The following is a 20,208-nucleotide window of genomic DNA, read 5'->3' as shown; positions in this document are numbered from 1 at the left end:
TTATGCCAATTTATCAATACCGTGGACGCAGTGGTCAAGGTCAATCCGTTACGGGACAATTGGATGCCGCGTCGGAAAGTGCCGCTGCTGACATGCTATTGGCGCGTGGCATTATCCCCCTTGAAGTCAAAGTCGCCAAAGTGGCTAAGTCGTTCTCACTGACTAAGTTATTTGGTGGGAAAGTCGCGTTAGAAGAATTACAGATTTTTACCCGACAAATGTACTCCTTGACCCGTTCTGGTATTCCTATTTTGCGGGCGATTGCAGGCTTATCTGAAACGGCGCATTCCCAGCGAATGAAAGATGCGCTTAATGATATTTCTGAGCAGCTCACCGCAGGGCGCCCCTTGTCATCATCCATGAATCAACATCCCGATGTGTTTGATTCTTTGTTTGTTTCTATGGTGCACGTGGGGGAGAACACGGGTAAGTTAGAAGATGCCTTCATTCAACTTTCAGGTTATATCGAGCGTGAGCAAGAGACGCGGCGACGAATTAAATCGGCCATGCGTTATCCCATGTTTGTATTGATTGCGATTGCGCTCGCTATGGTGATCCTCAATATCATGGTGATCCCTAAGTTTGCTGAGATGTTTTCTCGTTTTGGCGCCGACTTGCCGTGGGCGACAAAAGTGTTGATTGGTACATCAAATCTATTCGTGAATTATTGGGCGCTGATGTTGGTGGCGCTGATTGGTACTATCATTGGCATTCGTTACTGGCACCATACGGAAAAAGGCGAGAAGCAGTGGGATAAGTGGAAGTTACACATTCCCGCCGTAGGGTCGATTATTGAGCGTTCGACGTTAGCCCGTTATTGTCGCAGTTTCTCTATGATGCTCAGTGCGGGCGTACCGATGACGCAGGCCTTAAGTTTAGTGGCCGACGCGGTAGATAATGCCTACATGCACGACAAGATAGTCGGTATGCGCCGTGGCATAGAGTCTGGCGACTCTATGCTGAGGGTATCGAATCAGAGCAAGTTATTTACACCACTAGTGCTGCAAATGGTGGCTGTGGGCGAAGAAACGGGGCAAATCGATCAATTACTCAATGATGCGGCAGATTTCTATGAGGGCGAAGTAGACTATGATTTAAAGAACCTCACCGCGAAATTGGAGCCAATTTTGATCGGTTTTGTGGCCGTGATTGTCTTAGTGTTGGCCTTAGGGATATACCTGCCAATGTGGGATATGCTCAATGTGGTCAAAGGCGGTAAGTAAGCGATATGGATAATATTTATTTCCTATCTTATACGTGGGACTGAGGTTAAATGCAGACTCAGCAAAAGGCTGAAAGCGATCTATTACGTATCTATGGACGTATGATCGCCATTGGAATTGTATTGGTTATCATGGCGGTGATCGGAGCTAAGTACTTTTTTACGCTACCGCAAATAGCGGCTCGTGGATTGGAAGTGGAACACGCTCGTTTTTTAAATGTGCTGGTGATGGTGCGTTCCCAGTGGTTGTCTTTGGGTAAGCCGGCGCAATTGCAGTTGAACTGGGAGGTATTTGATAATCCCTCCCCAGAAACTGAGTCGAGTGTTGTCGATATCAATGATTTAGGATGGCCACAACCTAAGCACTTAAATGATCAAGGCTGCCAAGATTTGTGGCAACAGTTAATGGGCGCTGAAACTGATAATTTAGGTCTAGAGGCGGATTATTTGGCTAAGGATAATAGCTGCCACTATCGGTCTAAAAATGGCGATAGTTTAGGCTATCAACTGAACTCTGGCAGGGTCATTTTTTTGACTGCTCCGTAAAATATTGTTAACTCAATGGCTTTTTAAAATTGATTTAACTGTTAGAATAAAATTTCTGAGGTCTGGGGACATATATATGAAAACTAAGCAAACAGGGTTCTCATTAATCGAACTTGTGATTGTGATTGTGATTTTGGGTTTACTCGCCGCAACTGCGATTCCACGATTCTTAAATGTCACCGATGATGCTGAAGATGCCAGTGTTGACGGTGTTGCGGGTGGTTTATCGACTGCAGTTAGCTTTGTGCGTTCTCAGTGGGAAGTTGATGGGCGTCAAAATAGCAGCGTTATCCTCGACGGTAACACAGTAAATGTCGATACACGTTTTGGCTATCCAACGGGAACTTCAGTAACCAGTGCGACAGCTATGACAAATGCCAGTTGCCAAGAAGTGTTTAACACTGTGTTGCAGAGTGCTCCACGTAACGTATTATTTAACCAAGATGCACGTAATCAACGTTATACCGCTCGTGTTATTAACGCCGCAGGCGGCAGTGCTAACTCAATTACTGGCGCAGTCGTCGCAGGTTTAGATTTATGTGTTTATCACCAAGTGGCTTCACTGGTGCTAAATCAAACGAATGGTGTACCCACTCCTGCCCCTGATTTAACAACGGTAGGTGCTAAGGGAATAGTGTATAACCCAGGCACAGGCAGAGTATTAAGTTTCACCCAAACGCCATTTGTACCATAGAAACTAAAGCGTCATGCTTAAGTTAATCAACTTTTTTGTAAAGTTATTGAATAGGTAATTAAGAATGAAAAGACAACAAGGTTTTACCTTAATAGAATTAGTAGTAGTGATCATCATCTTAGGTATTCTTGCTGTCACAGCGGCACCTAAGTTTATTAATCTTCAGTCAGATGCATACGCGTCTACCTTGAATGGTGTTAAAGCCTCTTTACAAGGTGCTAATTCACTCGTTTATTCTAAGGCGGCTATTCAGGGGGTGGAGAGCAAGCCGACATCTAGCATTATCATCGATGATAAAGGTAATTCTGATGTAGCTGACGATGTTAAAGTTGACGGTGTTTATGGATATCTTAAACAAACTGCAGTAGATATGGCTGTTGTACTTGATCTAGATACCACAACTGAGTGGACTATTGATGATGCGCCAGCGGTCACAACGACGCTTACAACTCCAGCAATAATTCATCCTAAAAAGTTGACGCCTTCAGATACGGTTAAATGTTGGGTTGAATACAAACAGGCTGATTCTAGTAATCTTCCTAAATATCATGTTGAGTCATCAGGTTGTTAAGTAAGGATTGCAAATGAAAAAGCAAAATGGTTTTACATTAATTGAATTAGTGGTTGTTATTATTATTTTAGGGATTTTGGCTGTTACTGCGGCGCCTAAATTTATCAATTTGCAATCAGATGCTCGAGCTTCAACCGTTAAAGGTTTAGAAGCTGCAATTAAAGGTGCGGATACGCTTATCAACTCAAAGTCATTAATTGCAGGTAATAATACAGTTGCTTCAACAGCCACAACCCCGCCATCTGTTAGTGTATCTACAGGTAAAACAGTTTTGATTAACTATGGACATGCAACACCTGTATGGACAGGTTCCTTGGAAAATGCTTTGGATATTAAGGCCGCAACAGCTGCTAGCGGAACATCAAGTGAGTGGATCTATCTGGAAGATAGTGCAAGTAAGAGCATTTATTTCTATCCTCAAGGACAAATCAGTCCTAAAGCTACGCCTGCAGGACAGTGTTATGTTCAGTACGTAAATGGTTTGACTGCATACGGTCCAATTACAGTGACTCCTGTAGTAACAGGCTGTTAAGTCTATTAATACTTAAAGGCCTGCCTAGCAGGCCTTTTTTTTAGGTAAAATGCGGTTCTTACATGATTTTGAAGAAATGAGTCCGCCAAGAATTTACCGACATTTATTTGCGTTAATCATACTGTTGGCAGAAACTGAACCTAGCACTTGAAATCAGCAATTAACCCGAGCGATGCTTAACTTCTCTATGTCAAAACAGGCCGGATTTACCTTAGTCGAATTAGTGACGACCATCATCTTGATTTCAATTCTTGCTGTGGTTGTACTGCCTCGCCTGTTTACCCAGTCTTCCTACAGTGCTTATAGCCTACGTAACGAGTTCATTAGCGAGCTGCGTCAAGTACAGCAAAAAGCGCTCAATAATACTGACAGGTGTTTTCGTGTAACCGTCTCAGCCACTGGTTATCAAGTGAGTCAATTCTCTGCCCGAAATGAGGCGGTTTGTTCTGGTACAGCATTATCGCCAAACCCGCTTTATACCCAAGCTTTTCAAGGTGGTGCTCAATTAGTGCTAGTAAGCCCTAACAGCAGCGACTTTAGCCTCGATTTCGATATCGATGGTAGCACTTCGTTGGCTTGTAATGGGCCATGCATTAATGTGATTGCTAATGACACTGTGATGATTAACGTCTCCAGCGAGGGTTATATTTATGCGAATTAATCCTCTACTGTTTTCAATAAAAAAATCAATAAAAGCATCCAAAAAAGCCAAACCACAGCAGGGTTTTACCCTTATCGAATTAGTGATTGGCATGCTGGTGATTGCCATTGCAATAGTGATGCTAACCAGCATGTTATTCCCCCAAGCTGATCGTGCGGCCAGTACCTTACATAGAGTACGCAGTGCTGAGCTTGCACATTCTGTGATGAATGAAATCTGGGGTAAACGTTACGATCAAAACACCAATGCCAATGGTGGCACGCCAGCCTGTGGTAGTCCGCTCGGTAGTAATTGTTCCACTTCCTTGGGGCCTGAGGTGGGTGAGAGTCGTAATGACTTTAACGATGTGGATGATTACAACGGCTTAAATGAAACAGCGACTATGCTCAACTCAACCCAAACCTATGCCGCTGCTTATCCTAACTATCGTTTAAACGTCACTGTCGCCTATGGGCCTGCGCCTAATACTAAGCTAGTCACCATTAATGTGACTACGCCGGACAACGAAGTGATTACTTACAATATGGTGAGGAGTAATTACTGATGGCCTCACCTTTATCTACGATTAATAAAAAATCCACACTAGGTTTTACCCTGGTCGAGATGGTCACTGTTATCTTGATTCTGGGGATTCTCGTGGTCGGGGTGAGTAGTTTTATTATTTTTGGTACGCGGATTTTTGTTGAGTCGAGTTCAGTCGATCAAGTGCTCAGTCAGAGCCGTTTTGCTGTTGAGCGAATGACTCGTGAGCTACGTAGTGCTTTGCCCAACAGTGTGCGTCTTAATAGCGATTCGCTGACCTATCAATGTGTTGAATTTGTGCCGATCGAGGCCAGCACGACTTATCTCACTATGCCAATAATCCCCGCTGCGGCTGCGAGTACTGGGATCGTGATTCTTGATAGAAATCAGGATGAGAATAAGATTAGTGAGAATCAATTTGCTTGGATTTATCCTTTGGTTGATGCCGATGTGTATAGCAGCGCGAGACAAAAACGAGCACAGGTTAAAACGCCTCCTCTGACCTTGGCTAATCAAGTGACACTGACTTTTACTGCGCCAACACGTTTTGCCGAAGCATCACCACGACAAAGGATCTATTTTGGTTCGAGTCCAGTGAGCTATTGCTTTGAAAAGGGGCCAAGCGGCAATGAATTACAATTATTGCGTTATGCTGGTTATAACTTTAATACCGTTCAACCAAATCCAGCCACTATGGGCACGGGCGTGCTAATGGCGCAAAGTGTGGCGAATCGTCTCGATAATAGTAATGACTTGCCGTTGATCTTAACGCCATCGAGTTTAGTCAATAATGCCATGGTGCACTTGCAGCCAAGATTTAATGTCAATGGTGAGACGTTCCAATATCGACATCAAGTGCAGGTGATCAATGTTCCTTAATTCACAGCGTCGCTCGATAGGGCGTAATTCAGCATCCAGATCATCACTATCAAGATCAAAATCTTACGCTTTGCCTGAGCGCCAGCGTGGTAGTGCGTTAATCATTGGCGTGTTTGTGATTACCGTGATGTTTCTGCTGGCATCGGCACTGATCAATATTGTGGAAGACGGTGATACTGGGCTCACCCAAGAAGTATGGGGAACCCGTGCCTTTGCGGCGGCGAACAGTGGCGCCGATGCCGCGCTGGCACAATTATTCCCGCTAAATGGTGACGTGGGCGTTTGTTCGGCAAATAGCGCTTGGGCGCCACCCGATGTGGTAGGTTTTCATGCCTGTAGCGTGACTTTGCAATGTACGCGGTATTTTGTGGGGTCTTTCTCCCAGTACCACATTAAGAGCCAAGCGGTATGCGAGAGTGGTGATACCCGTGTAAGTCGACAAGTTGAGGTAGAAGCCCGTGGCAACTAAGCTATCAAAAATGATATTTAACAAAATAATAGCCAAATTCCCATTAATCCTTTTGCCCCTAATCATGGCATTCACATCCCATTTGGTGAAAGCCGATTGGACTAAAACATTTATAGAAGGTGTAAACAATTACGATAGAAACGGTTCAATTACCTTCAACAGTTCTTATTTATACAATGCCCCTAATAATGCTGGTCGTTGGTATAGTGACTTGCCAACTTATAACTATTTTCAAGGAGGAAACAGCTTTGACGATTTGTGTGTAACATCTAATAACTCCTATCGTTGGTGCCGTGCTGGAGATTATATTGCAACTTTACCTTCTAATCGTATTGATTTCTCTCAATGTTCATCTTCAAGTGCTGTAAATGTCGGCCCTCCAACATGGAATAATACAAAAATTGATATCGTTGAAGGTGAATATAATCGTATTTTACTGGAGGGCGGTTCTGATAAGACAATTCGTTTTGTGAGTGATGGTGGCATATATAAAATGAAGTCCCTTACAGCTACTTCGGGTCGAATCGAACTGGCTGCAGGGCAATATTGGATTGAAACTTTATCTATTAATGACGGTGTAACTCTGGTCTTTCCATCAACTGGTACTGTGTCATTTTTTATTAAGAATAACTATAGACATTACAACTTAAATACCATTGGACAGCCAGAAAAATTTCTCATTTATAGCTATTCAAATTTCACTCTCAATGGAGGGGCATCTCTTAAATCCTATGTTGTTGCAGAAGGAAATGCGGTGCTAGACGGTAGTTCTTATTTAGAAGGAGCTATTACGGCAAGAAATATTAGTTTAGGTGGCAACAGTAGTATTAAATTTGATGATAATGCTGCAAAGATTGATGTTGTTCCAAATTGTAATCCTGCGCCCGTTTTACAGTGCTTTAATGATAGTTTCTCTCTGGGTGCTTTAAGCAATGACTGGGTGGTTTCACGTAGTAGTGGTTCGTTTACTCCTTCGGTTGTTAGTGGGCGTATGCGCTTAACAGAAGCGAAATCAGATCAATCCACCGCCTCGACCTATCAAAGATTATTCCCAGCAGCCAATAACTTAGTCGAGATCCAGTTCGATCACTATGCCTATGGTGGTACTGGTGCCGATGGAATTGCAGTGGTGTTATCAGATGCCGCCATTACGCCCCAGCCCGGTGCCTTTGGCGGCCCCTTAGGTTATGGATTTAAGCCCGGCATTAGCGGCTTTGCTGGCGGCTGGTTGGGTATTGGGATCGATGAGTTTGGTAACTTCTCCGGCGAAGGCGGCAGTTCTAATATCGGCCAACGTCGTCAATCTGTTGCGGTGCGTGGCTCTGGTACTGGTACCTCAGGATACCGTTATTTGAAGGGGACTTGTAACAATGGCAGCAGTAATACCAATGGCAACTGTTTATCTCCCACGGTCGATGGTAACAATGTCTCGCCAGCCTATAGATATAAAATTACTATAGATTCGCAGGTTTCGGGCCAGTCGATAGTGAAGGTTGAACGTAATACGGGGTCGGGGTTTGTCACCTTAATCCCTGCTTTTAATGCGATTGCACAATCAGGGCAAGCGGCGACCCCCAGTGACTTCTTGATGTCACTTACGGGATCTACTGGTGGCTCAAATAACAATCATGAAATTGATAATGTGCAAATTTGTGCCTTGAAATCTAACCCTATTGGCGCCCAAATCGATCATTTTGAGTTTGATCATACCGGGCAGGGATTAACCTGTAATCCCGAAACCGTGACGATTCGAGCCTGTGCCAACGCCAGTTGTAGCCAGCTCTTTACCGATCCTTTGACGGCGACCTTGTTACCCGAATCCGCCTCCGAAGGAATATGGGTTGGCGGTAATCAAGTGAGTTTTAGTAATGGCAGTACTCAGTTACAGTTAAGACGTAATATCCCAGGTAAAGTGACCTTGGGTGTAAAAGGCTCTAATCCCACCACTAAACCATTAAGCAAAACCCTTTGTAGAGTTGGCTCGGGATCCTTGAGCGAGAATGCTTGCTCACTGGCTTTCGCCGACAGTGGGTTTATCTTCGACGTGCCCGATAAATTGGCCAATAAACCTATTAATGTGTTGGTCAAAGCTGTGAACAAATCCGATGAGACTCAGCAGTGTGTCCCAAGTTTCCAAAGCCAGACCAAAACGCTGAATTTCTGGAGCAGTTACCAAACGCCAAGCGCGCCTATCTCACCTAAGGCCGTCACTATCAACAATATGGCAATTGGCACATCGAGTGCCTCGCCTACGGCACTGAATCTAGTGTTTGATACCAACGGACAAGCAAGCATTTCAGTGAATTATCCCGATGCGGGCAAATTACAACTCGATGCCCAATATATCGGCAGTGGCAACGAGCAAGGCTTAGTGATGACAGGCTCGAATCAATTTGTCAGTGTGCCTGCGGGTTTGTGCGTCAAACCCATGGATGCCAGTGCCAGTTGCCCAAGTGCGAATATGAACTGCAATGCTTACCGTAAAGCCGGACAAAGTTTCGGTATGACAGTACAAGCAATGGCATGGGAAAAAGACGACGATAAGGACTTTTGTTCGGGCAACTTACCCACGCCTAACTTTAGTGATGCGCAGATGAAGCTTGCCAGTAAAGTCGTTGCGCCAAGCATTGCCAACGGCGGACTTGATGGGGCGTTAGGCGTGGCATCCTACAGCCACTCGGCGCAGGCCAATAATCTCAATACCATCAGCAATCAGACCATCAGCGAAGTTGGAGTATTCCAAATTGCAGCGCAGGCTAGCCCAAATTATTTAGGGACGGCAAGCAGCTTAAATATTCCAATTGGATATTCAGCTAATATTGGCCGTTTTGTGCCCGATAGATTTTTAATCAGTAACGTATCGGTCATACCTGCCTGTGGCGGCTTTAGCTATATGGATCAGCTGTTCCCTATGTCGATGGAGCTCAGTGCTTTAAATATCGGGGGGGATATAACGAAAAACTATTTCCCGCCATTTTCCCTTGCCACGGCAAAACTGGTGGGAGAAAACAACAATAATGGTGTTGATTTACAGAGTCGCTTAAGTGCCTTACCTATAAAGGCTGATAGTTGGAATCAAGGTGTGGCGACGGTCGATGCTTCTTACCAAGCTAACTTTAGTCGGGTGACCCCAAATGTGGCGACGAATCTGTATCAGGATGGCCCCTTCGAGCTGCTCGATATTGGCGTGCAATTGATGGATAACGATCCTCGGCCGAATGGGCTTTACAGCTATGTGGCCTCACCAGACATGGATGCGGCATCTACAGGCACTTGCACTAACTGTAATGCTAAGAAAATCAGCACTCAAACCCTTCGTCATGGCCGTGTGGTGATGGATAACACCTATGGTCCTGAGACAGAAATACTGCGTATGCGGACTCGAGCCGAATATTGGAATGGCAGCAGCTGGGCCTTAAATACTGCCGATAACTGCACAACGGCAGTGTATGCTTTGGGTTCGCAGGTTGATCATTCCGCTCTGGGTTACAATTTTGATCCCGACTTAGTGGCGGGACAAAGTGTTGTGCGTTCTGGCGGGACTGCTACATTCCAAGCTGGCCAATTTGAGTTGCTCTGGCAAGCCGTTACAACAAGTGGGTTGCCATACCGCGGCCAAGTGACTGCGCCCTTGGATGTGCAGCCATGGCTAGAATGGTACTGGAATTGGAATGGTGTATCACCAGCAGATCTTACTGAACCGCGGGCGAGCGCGTATTTTGGTCGCTACCGAGGGCATGACAAAATAATCTATTGGCGTGAGGTAAACTAATCTGAGTTCTTTCTCTCATTAAATTGAACTCAGGCTTTCCCTTGAAATGGGCTGCCATTTCACTTATTGGAAGTCGACGAAAACGCTTATAACAGATTCTAAATGCAATGCCTTAGTTTGATATTTGTTGCTGAATTGTGTGTTCACTCGTTTTTTGTTGCTGATATTATCGTCAATAAACAGTATTTTCCGCTTAAATACTGTTTTTTACGTGGCGATTTGAAAAAAAATCACCTCATTAGCGATTGTTAACCTCATCGGTCTTGTGGAATCAGGGTGGCATTGATAAAGTTAGCTGATTTTTCTTTTCTTCTGACTCCACAGAATACAGGCTAGTTACATGTTTAAGAAGCTACGCGGCATTTTTTCTAATGATCTATCGATCGATTTGGGTACAGCTAACACATTAATTTATGTTCGTGGCGAAGGCATAGTCCTCAATGAGCCTTCTGTTGTTGCTATACGTGGTGAGCGTAGTGGCTCCGGTCAGAAATCTGTTGCCGCGGTCGGCACAGAAGCTAAACAAATGCTAGGCAGAACGCCTGGCAATATCCAAGCTATCCGCCCAATGAAGGACGGTGTCATTGCTGATTTTTATGTGACGGAGAAAATGTTGCAGCACTTTATTAAACAAGTGCACAACAATAGTTTTTTTCGTCCAAGTCCACGCGTGCTTGTGTGTGTACCCGTTGGTGCTACTCAAGTAGAACGCCGTGCTATTCGTGAATCAGCCATGGGCGCTGGTGCTCGCGAAGTGTATTTAATTGAAGAACCAATGGCAGCTGCGATTGGTGCGGGTTTACCCGTATCTGAAGCGACCGGCTCTATGGTGGTGGATATCGGTGGTGGTACCACTGAAGTCGCGATTATTTCACTTAATGGTGTAGTGTATTCGTCTTCAGTACGTATCGGCGGTGATAAGTTTGATGATGCGATCATCAACTATGTCCGCCGTAATTACGGGAGTTTGATTGGTGAAGCTACGGCTGAGCGTATCAAGCACACTATCGGCACTGCTTATCCTGGCGATGAAGTGCTCGAGATCGAAGTCCGCGGCCGTAATTTGGCAGAAGGTGTACCTCGTAGCTTTACACTGAACAGCAATGAAATTTTAGAAGCCTTACAAGAGCCATTATCTGGCATCGTAAGTGCTGTGATGGTGGCGTTAGAACAATCTCCACCAGAATTAGCTTCAGATATTTCTGAGCGCGGTATGGTGTTAACTGGCGGCGGCGCTTTATTGCGTGATTTAGACCGTTTATTAATGCAAGAAACCGGAATTCCTGTAATGGTGGCGGACGATCCATTGACCTGCGTAGCACGTGGCGGTGGTAAAGCCCTCGAAATGATTGATATGCACGGCGGCGATCTGTTCTCCGAAGAAACCTAATTTAACTTCGGTATGGGGCGGTTAATCACCGCCTTAGCTTTCCTATGAAGCCAATTTTTGTTCGTGGTATTTCAAACCAATTCCGTCTGACACTGGCAATTATTTTGTCGGTGGCTTTGCTCGTGGCTAATCATCGCCTCGATCCTGTACGGCAATCGTTATCCTCTTTTTTTAGTCCATTGCAGTATTTAGCGAGCGTGCCCGGTGTTGCGCTTGACTGGTCGTCTGAAAGTTTTGCCACCCGCAATATGTTAGCGTTGCAGAATAAAGAGCTGCTCAGGCAGCAACTGCTGATGAGTGAACGCTTACAGCGTTTCGAACACTTACGCCAAGAAAATGAACGTTTACGCGCACTGTTGGGCTCACCAGCCTACCTTGATTCGCGCAAAATGGTGGCTGAAGTATTGGAGGTGGCTAGCGATCCTTTCCATCACTATGCGGTGTTAAACCATGGTTCACGCAGTGGTGTATTTGTTGGGCAGCCTGTGGTCGACGCCCAAGGGGTTGTTGGCCAAGTGGTACAAGTCAGTGAAATGACCAGTAGGGTGTTATTGCTCTCCGATGTATCACACGGATTACCTGTGCGTATCACCCGTAATGATGTGCGCCTTGTTGCCAATGGTACGGGTGAGCTAGATGAAATAGAGCTGCGCCATGTGGCCAAGAGTACCGACATTCGTGTCGGCGATTTGCTGGTCACCTCAGGTTTAGGGAATCGTTTCCCGGAAGGTTATCCGGTCGCGCGGGTTATGGAAGTGTTGACTGAAGATGGTCAAAGTTACGCTCGAGTCACCGCCCAGCCTTTAGCGGCGTTAGATCGTATTCGTTATTTATTGTTGATTTGGCCATCCCCCGATTCAGGTGTGACTTTACCGAGTCAGCCTACCGTGCCTGCTGCGGATCATTCATCGAGCGATAATGTATCAAAAGCAGATAGCGCTGTTCCTGCTGGCGGAAGTGTCACGCCAGCAGAGGCTTCTAAACCTGTGACCGCGCCTGCGACCAAACCGTCAACGGAAACCACTCCTCCTGTGGCTGAGGTGCATTAATGAGTTTTCAGGCCGCCAATGGGCGCTTTATTGTTTGGGTGACATTATTTATCGGCGTGATCAGCCAGATCATGCCTTTACCAAGTGCTGTTGATGCTTGGCGTCCAGACTGGCTATTAATGATTGTTCTCTATTGGTCTATCGCATTACCCCACAGATACAACATCTTAACCGCATGGGTTTTAGGCCTAGTATTAGATATTTTATTGGGAGCCACCTTAGGTGTGCGCTCTTTAGCCATGTCTTTGGTTATTTATATCGCTATCTTGCATTGCCAGCGTTTGCGAAACTTCCCTCAATGGCAGCAGTCGTTAGTGATCATGCTACTGATTTGTATTTATCACTTAGTGATTTACTGGGTGGAATTTGTGATGCAAGAGGCGGTTTTCAAAACAGATCTATTTTTACCTGCGATTTCAGGATTAGTGATCTGGCCTTGGATATTTTGGATTTTACGTCGGGTTCGACGTCATTATAAGGTTCGTTAACTGTGGATTTAGTTTTAGCTTCAACTTCGCCACGTCGCAAAGAATTATTGGCACAGATTGGATTCGGTCGTCCTGAGTTTAGTTTCACGCAAGTGGCACCTGATATTGATGAAACTGTGCAACAGGGCGAAGCGCCAAGGGATTATGTACGACGTTTAGCCGCTGAAAAAGCCCAAGCTGGACTGGCATTCAGCCTGCTGTATTAGGTTCTGATACTATCGTAGTGCTTGAAAATCAAATATTAGGTAAACCGCTGGATGTGGCCGATGCTAAGCAAACGCTCAGTGAACTGTCTGGCCGAACGCATACTGTGATGACGGCTGTGGCACTGACCTACAAAGCAGGCGAGTCTGACTCAACCTTAAAAACCTCAGTGCGCTTAGTTGAAACACAAGTGCGTTTTTGCGCTTTATCGACAACTGACATTGAGGCTTATGTGGCTTCAAAAGAGCCCATGGATAAGGCGGGCAGTTATGGCATTCAAGGGCTCGGCGGTTGCTTTGTGGCTGCAATTGAAGGCAGTTATTCTGGCGTTGTAGGTTTACCTCTGGTTGAAACGCGTGAGTTGTTAGCCGAAGTTGGCTTTATTTAACTGCTGCTGGTTGCTTATATTGCGATTTTGGCTTGAGGTTAGAATGAACCTTATTGGCGTTTAGGGCTCTGAATCGAGTACTCCAATGACGTTGACCTTGTTCCTTTATTCGGTTTTCATGCTTAGAGAGTTTGTAACTTCGATTAATTAATCTAGTTTCCCGAATGGGGTGAGTCGTGAATACCAGTCGCTTAAATCCAAATAAAATACAGCGCAAGATGGGTTCAGAATTACTGATCAACGTAACTCCATCTGAGGCGCGCGTTGCTTTAGTTGAGCATGGTGTGCTGCAAGAAGTCCATATTGAACGCCGGATGAAACGGGGTTTAGTGGGTAATATTTATAAAGGTAAAATCAGCCGTGTGTTACCCGGTATGCAAGCCGCCTTTGTCGATATTGGCTTAGATAAAGCGGCTTTTTTACATGCGTCCGACATAGTACCGCACACTGAGTGTGTCGCCGATGTTGAGAAAGGTCATTTCGTTGTTCGTGATATCGCCGAGTTAGTCCGTCAAGGGCAAGACATTATGGTGCAAGTGGTTAAAGATCCGCTGGGCACTAAGGGCGCACGCCTAACGACCGATATCACGCTGCCTTCCCGTTATTTAGTCTTTATGCCAGGTTCTAGCCATGTTGGTGTTTCCCAGCGTATTGAACTAGAAGAAGAACGCAGTCGCCTCAAACAAATTACTTTGCCCTATGTTGATGATGACGGTGGTTTTATTATCCGCACCGCCGCCGAAGGCGTAGGGGAAGATGAGTTATCCCAAGATGCGGCATTTTTACGCCGAGTTTGGTCAAAGGTGAGTGAGCGACGTAAACGCAGTGGTGTGTCGCTCCTGTATCAAGATTTAGCCTTACCTGTGCGCATTGTGCGTGATTTTGTCGGTACTGAGCTGGACCGTATTCAAGTGGATTCTCGCCGCACTTTTGCCGAGTTGCAGTCTTTTGCGCAGGAGTTTATGCCAGAGATTGCCGATAAGATTGAGCACTATTCAGGACCTGCGCCTATTTTTGATCTCTACGATGTGGAGAATGAAATTCAACGTGCACTCGGCCGTAAAGTCGAGCTCAAGTCTGGTGGCTATTTGATCATAGATCAAACCGAAGCCATGACGACTGTGGATATCAATACCGGCGCCTTTGTGGGGCACAGGAATCTTGAAGAAACCATTTTTAATACCAACCTCGAAGCGACCCAAGCGATAGCGAGGCAGTTACGTCTGCGTAATCTCGGCGGTATCATTATTATCGATTTTATCGACATGATGACGGCGGATCATAAGGCTCGTGTTCTTAGCAGCTTAACTAGCGCTTTGTCTAAAGACAGGGTGAAAACCAATGTGAGTGGTTTTTCGGGGTTAGGTCTAGTCGAAATGACCCGTAAGCGTACCCGCGAAAGTTTAGAGCATGTCGTCTGCGGCGAGTGTCCGGCCTGTCATGGCACGGGGAGCATGAAGACAGTCGAGACGGTTTCCTATGAGGTCTTTCGCGAAATAATCCGTTTAAACCGTGCCTACGATGCTGATGAGTTCCTGTTGTACTGTTCGCCTGCCGTGTATCAAAGTCTGCATACCGATGATAATCATCTTATTGCTGAACTTGAGGTTTACATAGGTAAGCGCATCCGTTTGCAAAATGAGCCTATGTACTCACAGCACAAATATGATGTGGTGATGATGTAGTGGCTACGCTTTTTACTGCAAAAAAATTTAGCCGTTTTTGTTGGCAATTTATGGCGCTTATTTTGGTCTTGTTTGCGCTTGCCGTCAGTTTGATCCGTGGCTTATTACCGCAGGTTGATGAAGTTCGTCAGCAACTGGTTAATTACGTAAAAAGCGAATATAAAGTCGATGTGCAAGTGGGGGAGCTATCCGCCCATTGGCAGGCATTTGGCCCTGCAATTAACATCGATGACTTAGTGATCCCGCCACAGGAACAACTGCCTGTGACCTTGATGATCAAGAACGTACAAGTGAAGTTAGATTTTTGGCAATCGCTGCTCACGCTCACCCCGCGAATCGAAGATGTTATTTTTGAGGGTGTCCATGTCGCTTTAGACATGGATAAGCTTACTGAAAACGATCCCGCCACAATTAATAAAGCACCGCAACTCGATTGGCTCTATGCCCTATTACTCAAACAACTCGATAGATTCTCCTTAACCAATGCCACAGTGCAATTGCTGAGCATGCACCAAGAGTTTCGCCCGATCCATATCCGTCATTTGAACTGGCGCAATCATGGTGAACGTCACCGCGGTGCGGGAGAGTTGTATCTTGATAGTGATGCCTCTGAGCATGAATCTCTCGGATTACAGTTAGATATCAAGGGCGATGGTGCAAATCCCGACAGTTTGACTGGGCAGATTTATTTGGCGGCTAACTCTTTGGATTTAGGTGAATGGGCTTCACGTCAGCCTAATCCCTATGATTCCACTCAAAAGTTACCCTTAGAAGGGGTTGTCAATCTTAAGGCTTGGCTTACGTTTGCCGACCGCAGCATCAGTTCTGCTATGGTTCATTTTGAGCCGAGCTGGCTGCAATGGACATTAAAGCAAGAGCCGCAGAAATTTGAAATTCAAGCGGGCGATATTGTCTGGCAGCCAAAGGAGACGGGTTGGGAAGTGCAAAGTTCAGGACTGGATTTTGTCACCAATGGTGAGCATTGGCCGGCATTAACGCTGGCCGCGAAGCGTCAAAACGATGAATTATTTGCCTATGTGAATCAAGTTAATACTCAGAGTCTATTGCCGCTGCTGCCGCTATTTCCTGGAGTCGATAGAGCCGTATTACGTCAATGGCATGCGTTAGCTCCCGAGGCGAATATTGGACCAATCCGCCTGTATCAAAAAGCCGACCAGCCTTTGCTCGCCAGTACCGAAGTGAAGCAGTTGCATTGGCAAAAGGTTGACGGTATTCCCAATACTTATCCTGTCGATGTGAACCTGCGCTGGCAAGATAAAACGTTGTATTTCTCTCTACCTGAACAAGTGTACACCCTCGATTTTGGTGATGAATTTTCGGCGCCATTAGTGTTCAATGGGGCGCCAATTGATGGTCAATTCGATACTGAACATCTGAGTTTAAATGTGCCTCAGTTGCAGTTTGAAAACGAAGATATCGGCGTTGATGCGGCATTGAATTTGGACTTTAGCGGTGCTGCACACATGGCGCTGGCGGCCAATGTTCGTATCAACAATGTGGCTAATGCCGACAAGTATTTCCCCAATAAGGCGATGGGTGAATCACTGGCCGAGTATTTGGATACTGGGCTTAAAGCGGGTCAGACCCAAGATGCGCAAGTTGTTTGGCGTGGTCCGTTAAGTGGTTTTCCCTTCGACGATAATAGCGGCGTATTTCAGGCAGCATTTACCTTAACAGATGCCAAATTTCAGTTTCAACCCGACTGGCCTGCGGTCACAGATCTGTCCCTTAACGCTTTGTTTGAAAATACCCGCATGGATCTTTGGTTAAACCAAGGCAAGCTGATGAATGTGGATGCCACAGGGGCTCATGTATTTATTCCCGCTATTGGTGAACAGACGCTGCTAAGGATTGAAGCCGAACTTGCTACTCAAGGCAGTGCGGCGACTAAGGTGTTACAAGCCTCACCTTTGGCGAACTCAGTAGGCAAAACCTTAGATGTCGTGCAAGTACAAGGTGCTGTCACTGGCACTTTAGACATCAGCATTCCACTGTATGAAGGTGAAGCTGAAGATATTCGTGGTCAAATCCGTTTTGATAACACACCTGTATATATTGCTCAGCCAGGGCTTCAACTTCATGGCGTGACTGGTGTAGTCGACTTTGCGAATGAGGTTGTGACAGGAAAAGGCATTAAAGCGCGCTTGTTTGAACAACCGCTCAGTTTAACTTTCGACACTCAGCCTAAAGGTAAAGATTTTGGCCTTAATCTTTCGCTGAAAAGTCGTTGGGATCTCAGCCGTCTCCCCGATGAATTGCACAATCCCTTGAGTGATTTTTATCAGGGAAAAATCAGTTGGGACGGCGCTATGACTATGCTATTTACTGAGCAAGGTTATCAAATCCAAGCCAAAGTGACTTCGGATATGCTGGGGACGCAACTGTTACTCCCAGGATACTTTGCTAAACCCGAAAATGAACCACGACCTTTAGTCGCCGAGTTTGTTGGCGATCAAGATAATGCGACGCTCGATGTCAAACTTGCCAGTCATGCCGAGTTTATCGGTGGTTTCGATGCCGATAAAGGCGCAAATTTTAGTTATTTTGACTTGTTATTGGGGCGTTTATTCGATGTGGATGAAGCCAGAAATACGGAACAAGGTCATATTCAAGTCGATCTCGGTAAGGCCAAATTAGCCGAATGGTTACCTGTGGTTAATGCCTTTGTTGGTCAAGAGAAAATACCGAAAACGGGCATTTTAGTTGATGATATTCCCCATAAAAGTTTATTTCCCGCGGTGGCGAGTATCGATTCTCATATCGGTCGGCTCGATCTTTTAGGGCAACAACTGACGGAGCTTAGGCTTAATGCTAAGCCTAACGAGACGGGATGGCGTTTTAATACCGTTGCCAACGAATTTGACGGTTGGATCGATTTCTATCCAAATTGGAAAACTCAAGGTCTCAAAGTTGTGGCGAATAAATTTTATTTTTCACCTGAGGTAAAGCCGAACACGGATGCCGATTTTGCTAGTGATCAAGTGCTCACTAACTTACCGCCCGTGGCAGTGAATGTGGAAGATTTTCGTTTCTTCGATAAATCCTTTGGAAAGCTTGTTTTGCAGGCGAGCCCACAAGCGGCAGGATATAAGATTCAAACATTGTCTTTGACTACGCCCAATGTCAATTTGCAGGGCAGTGGCATTTGGCAGCAACAGGCTGGACAGAATAAAACTGACCTCAGTGTTGAGTTAAATGCCACTCAGTTTAGTTATCTATCTGCTCAATTGGGTATAGAGCCTGGCATTAATGAAGCACCCTTGAAGGTTAATGCGGATTTATCTTGGCAAGGTGCTCCCTATGCTTTCTCCCTCGAAACCTTAAATGGCAAGGTGAAATTCGATTTAGGCAAAGGCCACTTATCTCAGGTGAGTGACAAGGGCACGCGGATTTTCTCCCTGTTCAGTTTAGATTCTCTGGTGCGTAAACTGTCGCTGGATTTCACCGATGTCTTCGGTCAGGGCATGTATTTCAACTCTTTCAATGGCAATTTGCAGATTGATAATGGCGTGGTGAAAACCACAGACACTGAAATGGATGCCATCGCGGGTAATATGAAGGTGCGTGGCTATACGGATCTCACCACTGAAAGTTTGAATTACGATATCCGCTTTGTGCCACAATTGGCCTCAAGTGTGCCGACTGTCGTATTGCTCAGTACCAGCGCGTGGACACTGGGTCTGGGGGCCTTTGCCCTGACAAAAGTGCTTGAGCCTGTGATTGAAGTGATTTCAGAAATTCGTTTTCGGGTGACTGGGACTATGGCTGAGCCTGTGGTCGAAGAGTTAGAGCGTAAGAGTAAAGAGATTGAAATTCCAGAATCTATTTTACCTGTGGTTGGCGTTGAGCGCCCAGCGGTGCCGACCGAAGCCGCGAGTCATAACGCCGATATCACTCAGCCGGTAGAAACTAAATCGACCGAGGCTCAATTAACAGAAGCTAAGCCAACTGAAACTAAGTTAACTGAAGCTCAGTCAACTGAAGTTAAACCAAGCAACGCTAAATCTGAGCCACAGCTTCAAGCAACACAACCAGAAGCGCTCGAGCCACAAGACGTTAAGCCTGAAGAGGCCAGATCTGAAGAATCAAAGTCAGAAGAGCTAAAGCCAGCAACAGATCAAATTAAAGTGCTCGATTTAAAGCGGGAGCAACCTCAAGCGACGCCTTCGCCTGAAGCGCCGAACACGCCTGCCACACCAGAGAATCAGCCAGCAGTAGAATCGATTAAGCAAATTCAGGGAGAGCAAAATGCACATCAGCCTGTTGCAATGTCAGAGCAGTCGCGACGTCAGCGCCAATCTGCTGTTTATCGAATCGCAGCTTAACGAACTCAAACGGGATGTCGATACGCCCCATTTAGTCGTGTTACCCGAATGCAGTTTACTGTTTGGTGGCCATGAAAGTCAGCAACTTGCTTATGCGGGCAATGTCCATCAGAGTCCGCTCAAATCGGCGTTAAGTGCACTGGCCGCCAAGTATCGGGTGTTTATGGTCGCGGGGACTATTCCGGCGTTGGCTGAGGACGGTCGTGTCTATAGTCGCAGTTATCTGTTTGATGATAAAGGTGATACTTTAGGGCATTACGATAAACTGCACCTTTTTGATGTGGATGTTGCCGATGGTACAAAACAATATCGCGAGAGCGAAACCTTCTGCCCCGGTGATCACATTAGCGTTATCGATACACCTTTTGGCAAAATTGGCTTAACCATCTGTTATGATTTACGCTTTCCCGACTTGTTTAGGGCGATGCGTCTTGCGGGTGCCGAGATTATTACAGTCCCTTCTGCCTTCACCAAGGTGACGGGGGAATCCCATTGGCAAGTATTGCTACAGGCCAGAGCGATTGAAACCCAATGCGTTATTCTTGCTGCAGCTCAGTGGGGACAGCATAACGAAGGCAGCCGTGAAACCTGGGGGCAGAGCATGATAGTCGGTCCTTGGGGGAATATTTTGGCTGAACTCAAAACCGGTACGGGTTGGGTACAGGCTGAGGTCGACTTAACCGAACTGCACAGTATTCGCAGTAAAATGCCCGTCATGCAGCATAATCGTTTCCTTGAACCAAGCTTGAAATAATGTGCCAGTAGCCAGCAGACGAGTTGAAATGCTGAA

General features: G+C 45.9%; 16 protein-coding genes and 1 pseudogene. All 17 read left to right on the top strand.

Features of this window, described 5'->3' with window-relative positions; genetic code table 11:
* Positions 1 to 2: 2 nt before the first annotated feature.
* The 17 genes and pseudogenes from L5M71_RS08200 (at position 3) to L5M71_RS08120 (ending at position 20,172) form a co-directional block, all read left to right on the top strand.
* On the top strand, positions 3 to 1,223 hold the full coding sequence (locus L5M71_RS08200) for a type II secretion system F family protein (protein WP_126491075.1): 1,221 nt from the start codon (positions 3 to 5) through the stop codon (positions 1,221 to 1,223).
* Between the two features lie 50 nt (positions 1,224 to 1,273).
* The gene (locus L5M71_RS08195) at positions 1,274 to 1,768 is read left to right on the top strand and encodes an MSHA biogenesis protein MshF (protein WP_263148047.1); all 495 of its coding nucleotides are present in this window, start codon (positions 1,274 to 1,276) and stop codon (positions 1,766 to 1,768) included.
* A 76-nt stretch (positions 1,769 to 1,844) separates the two neighbouring features.
* Complete coding sequence (locus tag L5M71_RS08190) at positions 1,845 to 2,462, top strand: prepilin-type N-terminal cleavage/methylation domain-containing protein (RefSeq protein ID WP_105251278.1); 618 nt, start codon at positions 1,845 to 1,847, stop codon at positions 2,460 to 2,462.
* Between the two features lie 64 nt (positions 2,463 to 2,526).
* Positions 2,527 to 3,033, top strand: a complete 507-nt coding sequence (locus L5M71_RS08185) for a type II secretion system protein (RefSeq protein WP_263206884.1) — start codon at positions 2,527 to 2,529, stop codon at positions 3,031 to 3,033.
* A gap of 13 nt (positions 3,034 to 3,046) precedes the next feature.
* The gene (locus L5M71_RS08180) at positions 3,047 to 3,565 is read left to right on the top strand and encodes a type II secretion system protein (protein WP_263206882.1); all 519 of its coding nucleotides are present in this window, start codon (positions 3,047 to 3,049) and stop codon (positions 3,563 to 3,565) included.
* 172 nt (positions 3,566 to 3,737) lie between these two features.
* Entirely contained in the window at positions 3,738 to 4,226 is a 489-nt protein-coding gene (locus tag L5M71_RS08175; protein WP_263206879.1) for a type II secretion system protein, read from the top strand.
* The gene (locus tag L5M71_RS08170; protein WP_263206877.1) at positions 4,216 to 4,770 is read left to right on the top strand and encodes a type II secretion system protein; all 555 of its coding nucleotides are present in this window, start codon (positions 4,216 to 4,218) and stop codon (positions 4,768 to 4,770) included. Before L5M71_RS08175 ends, L5M71_RS08170 begins: the two co-directional genes overlap by 11 nt.
* Positions 4,770 to 5,627, top strand: coding sequence for a PilW family protein (locus L5M71_RS08165; RefSeq protein WP_263206876.1), 858 nt, complete (start codon positions 4,770 to 4,772; stop codon positions 5,625 to 5,627). The genes L5M71_RS08170 and L5M71_RS08165 overlap by 1 nt, the downstream gene beginning before the upstream one ends.
* Positions 5,617 to 6,096, top strand: coding sequence for an MSHA biogenesis protein MshP (locus L5M71_RS08160; RefSeq protein WP_263206874.1), 480 nt, complete (start codon positions 5,617 to 5,619; stop codon positions 6,094 to 6,096). The genes L5M71_RS08165 and L5M71_RS08160 overlap by 11 nt, the downstream gene beginning before the upstream one ends.
* Before the next feature lie 64 nt (positions 6,097 to 6,160).
* On the top strand, positions 6,161 to 9,868 hold the full coding sequence (locus tag L5M71_RS08155; RefSeq protein ID WP_263206872.1) for a DUF6701 domain-containing protein: 3,708 nt from the start codon (positions 6,161 to 6,163) through the stop codon (positions 9,866 to 9,868).
* Positions 9,869 to 10,208: 340 nt separating this feature from the next.
* The gene (locus L5M71_RS08150) at positions 10,209 to 11,258 is read left to right on the top strand and encodes a rod shape-determining protein (RefSeq protein WP_105251284.1); all 1,050 of its coding nucleotides are present in this window, start codon (positions 10,209 to 10,211) and stop codon (positions 11,256 to 11,258) included.
* A gap of 44 nt (positions 11,259 to 11,302) precedes the next feature.
* A complete protein-coding gene (gene mreC, locus L5M71_RS08145; protein ID WP_263148058.1) occupies positions 11,303 to 12,307 on the top strand; it encodes a rod shape-determining protein MreC in 1,005 nt (334 codons plus the stop codon).
* On the top strand, positions 12,307 to 12,795 hold the full coding sequence (gene mreD, locus L5M71_RS08140) for a rod shape-determining protein MreD (RefSeq protein ID WP_105251286.1): 489 nt from the start codon (positions 12,307 to 12,309) through the stop codon (positions 12,793 to 12,795). Before mreC ends, mreD begins: the two co-directional genes overlap by 1 nt.
* Before the next feature lie 2 nt (positions 12,796 to 12,797).
* Positions 12,798 to 13,387, top strand: a pseudogene (locus L5M71_RS08135) (Maf family protein).
* Between the two features lie 218 nt (positions 13,388 to 13,605).
* The gene (rng, locus tag L5M71_RS08130) at positions 13,606 to 15,072 is read left to right on the top strand and encodes a ribonuclease G (protein ID WP_168825804.1); all 1,467 of its coding nucleotides are present in this window, start codon (positions 13,606 to 13,608) and stop codon (positions 15,070 to 15,072) included.
* Positions 15,072 to 19,418 (top strand): YhdP family protein, encoded by a 4,347-nt coding sequence (locus L5M71_RS08125; RefSeq protein WP_263206870.1) that lies wholly within the window; start codon positions 15,072 to 15,074, stop codon positions 19,416 to 19,418. The genes rng and L5M71_RS08125 overlap by 1 nt, the downstream gene beginning before the upstream one ends.
* Positions 19,342 to 20,172, top strand: a complete 831-nt coding sequence (locus L5M71_RS08120; protein ID WP_263206868.1) for a carbon-nitrogen hydrolase family protein — start codon at positions 19,342 to 19,344, stop codon at positions 20,170 to 20,172. The genes L5M71_RS08125 and L5M71_RS08120 overlap by 77 nt, the downstream gene beginning before the upstream one ends.
* Positions 20,173 to 20,208 lie beyond the last annotated feature (36 nt).

This window comes from Shewanella sp. SW1, assembly GCF_025653545.1.
Taxonomy (GTDB): domain Bacteria; phylum Pseudomonadota; class Gammaproteobacteria; order Enterobacterales; family Shewanellaceae; genus Shewanella; species Shewanella oncorhynchi.
Note: the sequence above shows the minus strand (reverse complement) of the source record. Positions and strands in the feature narration are given on the sequence as shown.

What these genes read in the sequence shown, in the direction of transcription:
- L5M71_RS08200 (WP_126491075.1), top strand. Translation starts at nt 3, where the DNA reads ATGCCAATTTATCAATACCGTGGACGCAGTGGTCAAGGTCAATCCGTT.
- L5M71_RS08195 (WP_263148047.1), top strand. Translation starts at nt 1,274, where the DNA reads ATGCAGACTCAGCAAAAGGCTGAAAGCGATCTATTACGTATCTATGGA.
- L5M71_RS08190 (WP_105251278.1), top strand. Translation starts at nt 1,845, where the DNA reads ATGAAAACTAAGCAAACAGGGTTCTCATTAATCGAACTTGTGATTGTG.
- L5M71_RS08185 (WP_263206884.1), top strand. Translation starts at nt 2,527, where the DNA reads ATGAAAAGACAACAAGGTTTTACCTTAATAGAATTAGTAGTAGTGATC.
- L5M71_RS08180 (WP_263206882.1), top strand. Translation starts at nt 3,047, where the DNA reads ATGAAAAAGCAAAATGGTTTTACATTAATTGAATTAGTGGTTGTTATT.
- L5M71_RS08175 (WP_263206879.1), top strand. Translation starts at nt 3,738, where the DNA reads ATGCTTAACTTCTCTATGTCAAAACAGGCCGGATTTACCTTAGTCGAA.
- L5M71_RS08170 (WP_263206877.1), top strand. Translation starts at nt 4,216, where the DNA reads ATGCGAATTAATCCTCTACTGTTTTCAATAAAAAAATCAATAAAAGCA.
- L5M71_RS08165 (WP_263206876.1), top strand. Translation starts at nt 4,770, where the DNA reads ATGGCCTCACCTTTATCTACGATTAATAAAAAATCCACACTAGGTTTT.
- L5M71_RS08160 (WP_263206874.1), top strand. Translation starts at nt 5,617, where the DNA reads ATGTTCCTTAATTCACAGCGTCGCTCGATAGGGCGTAATTCAGCATCC.
- L5M71_RS08155 (WP_263206872.1), top strand. Translation starts at nt 6,161, where the DNA reads ATGGCATTCACATCCCATTTGGTGAAAGCCGATTGGACTAAAACATTT.
- L5M71_RS08150 (WP_105251284.1), top strand. Translation starts at nt 10,209, where the DNA reads ATGTTTAAGAAGCTACGCGGCATTTTTTCTAATGATCTATCGATCGAT.
- mreC (WP_263148058.1), top strand. Translation starts at nt 11,303, where the DNA reads ATGAAGCCAATTTTTGTTCGTGGTATTTCAAACCAATTCCGTCTGACA.
- mreD (WP_105251286.1), top strand. Translation starts at nt 12,307, where the DNA reads ATGAGTTTTCAGGCCGCCAATGGGCGCTTTATTGTTTGGGTGACATTA.
- rng (WP_168825804.1), top strand. Translation starts at nt 13,606, where the DNA reads ATGGGTTCAGAATTACTGATCAACGTAACTCCATCTGAGGCGCGCGTT.
- L5M71_RS08120 (WP_263206868.1), top strand. Translation starts at nt 19,342, where the DNA reads ATGCACATCAGCCTGTTGCAATGTCAGAGCAGTCGCGACGTCAGCGCC.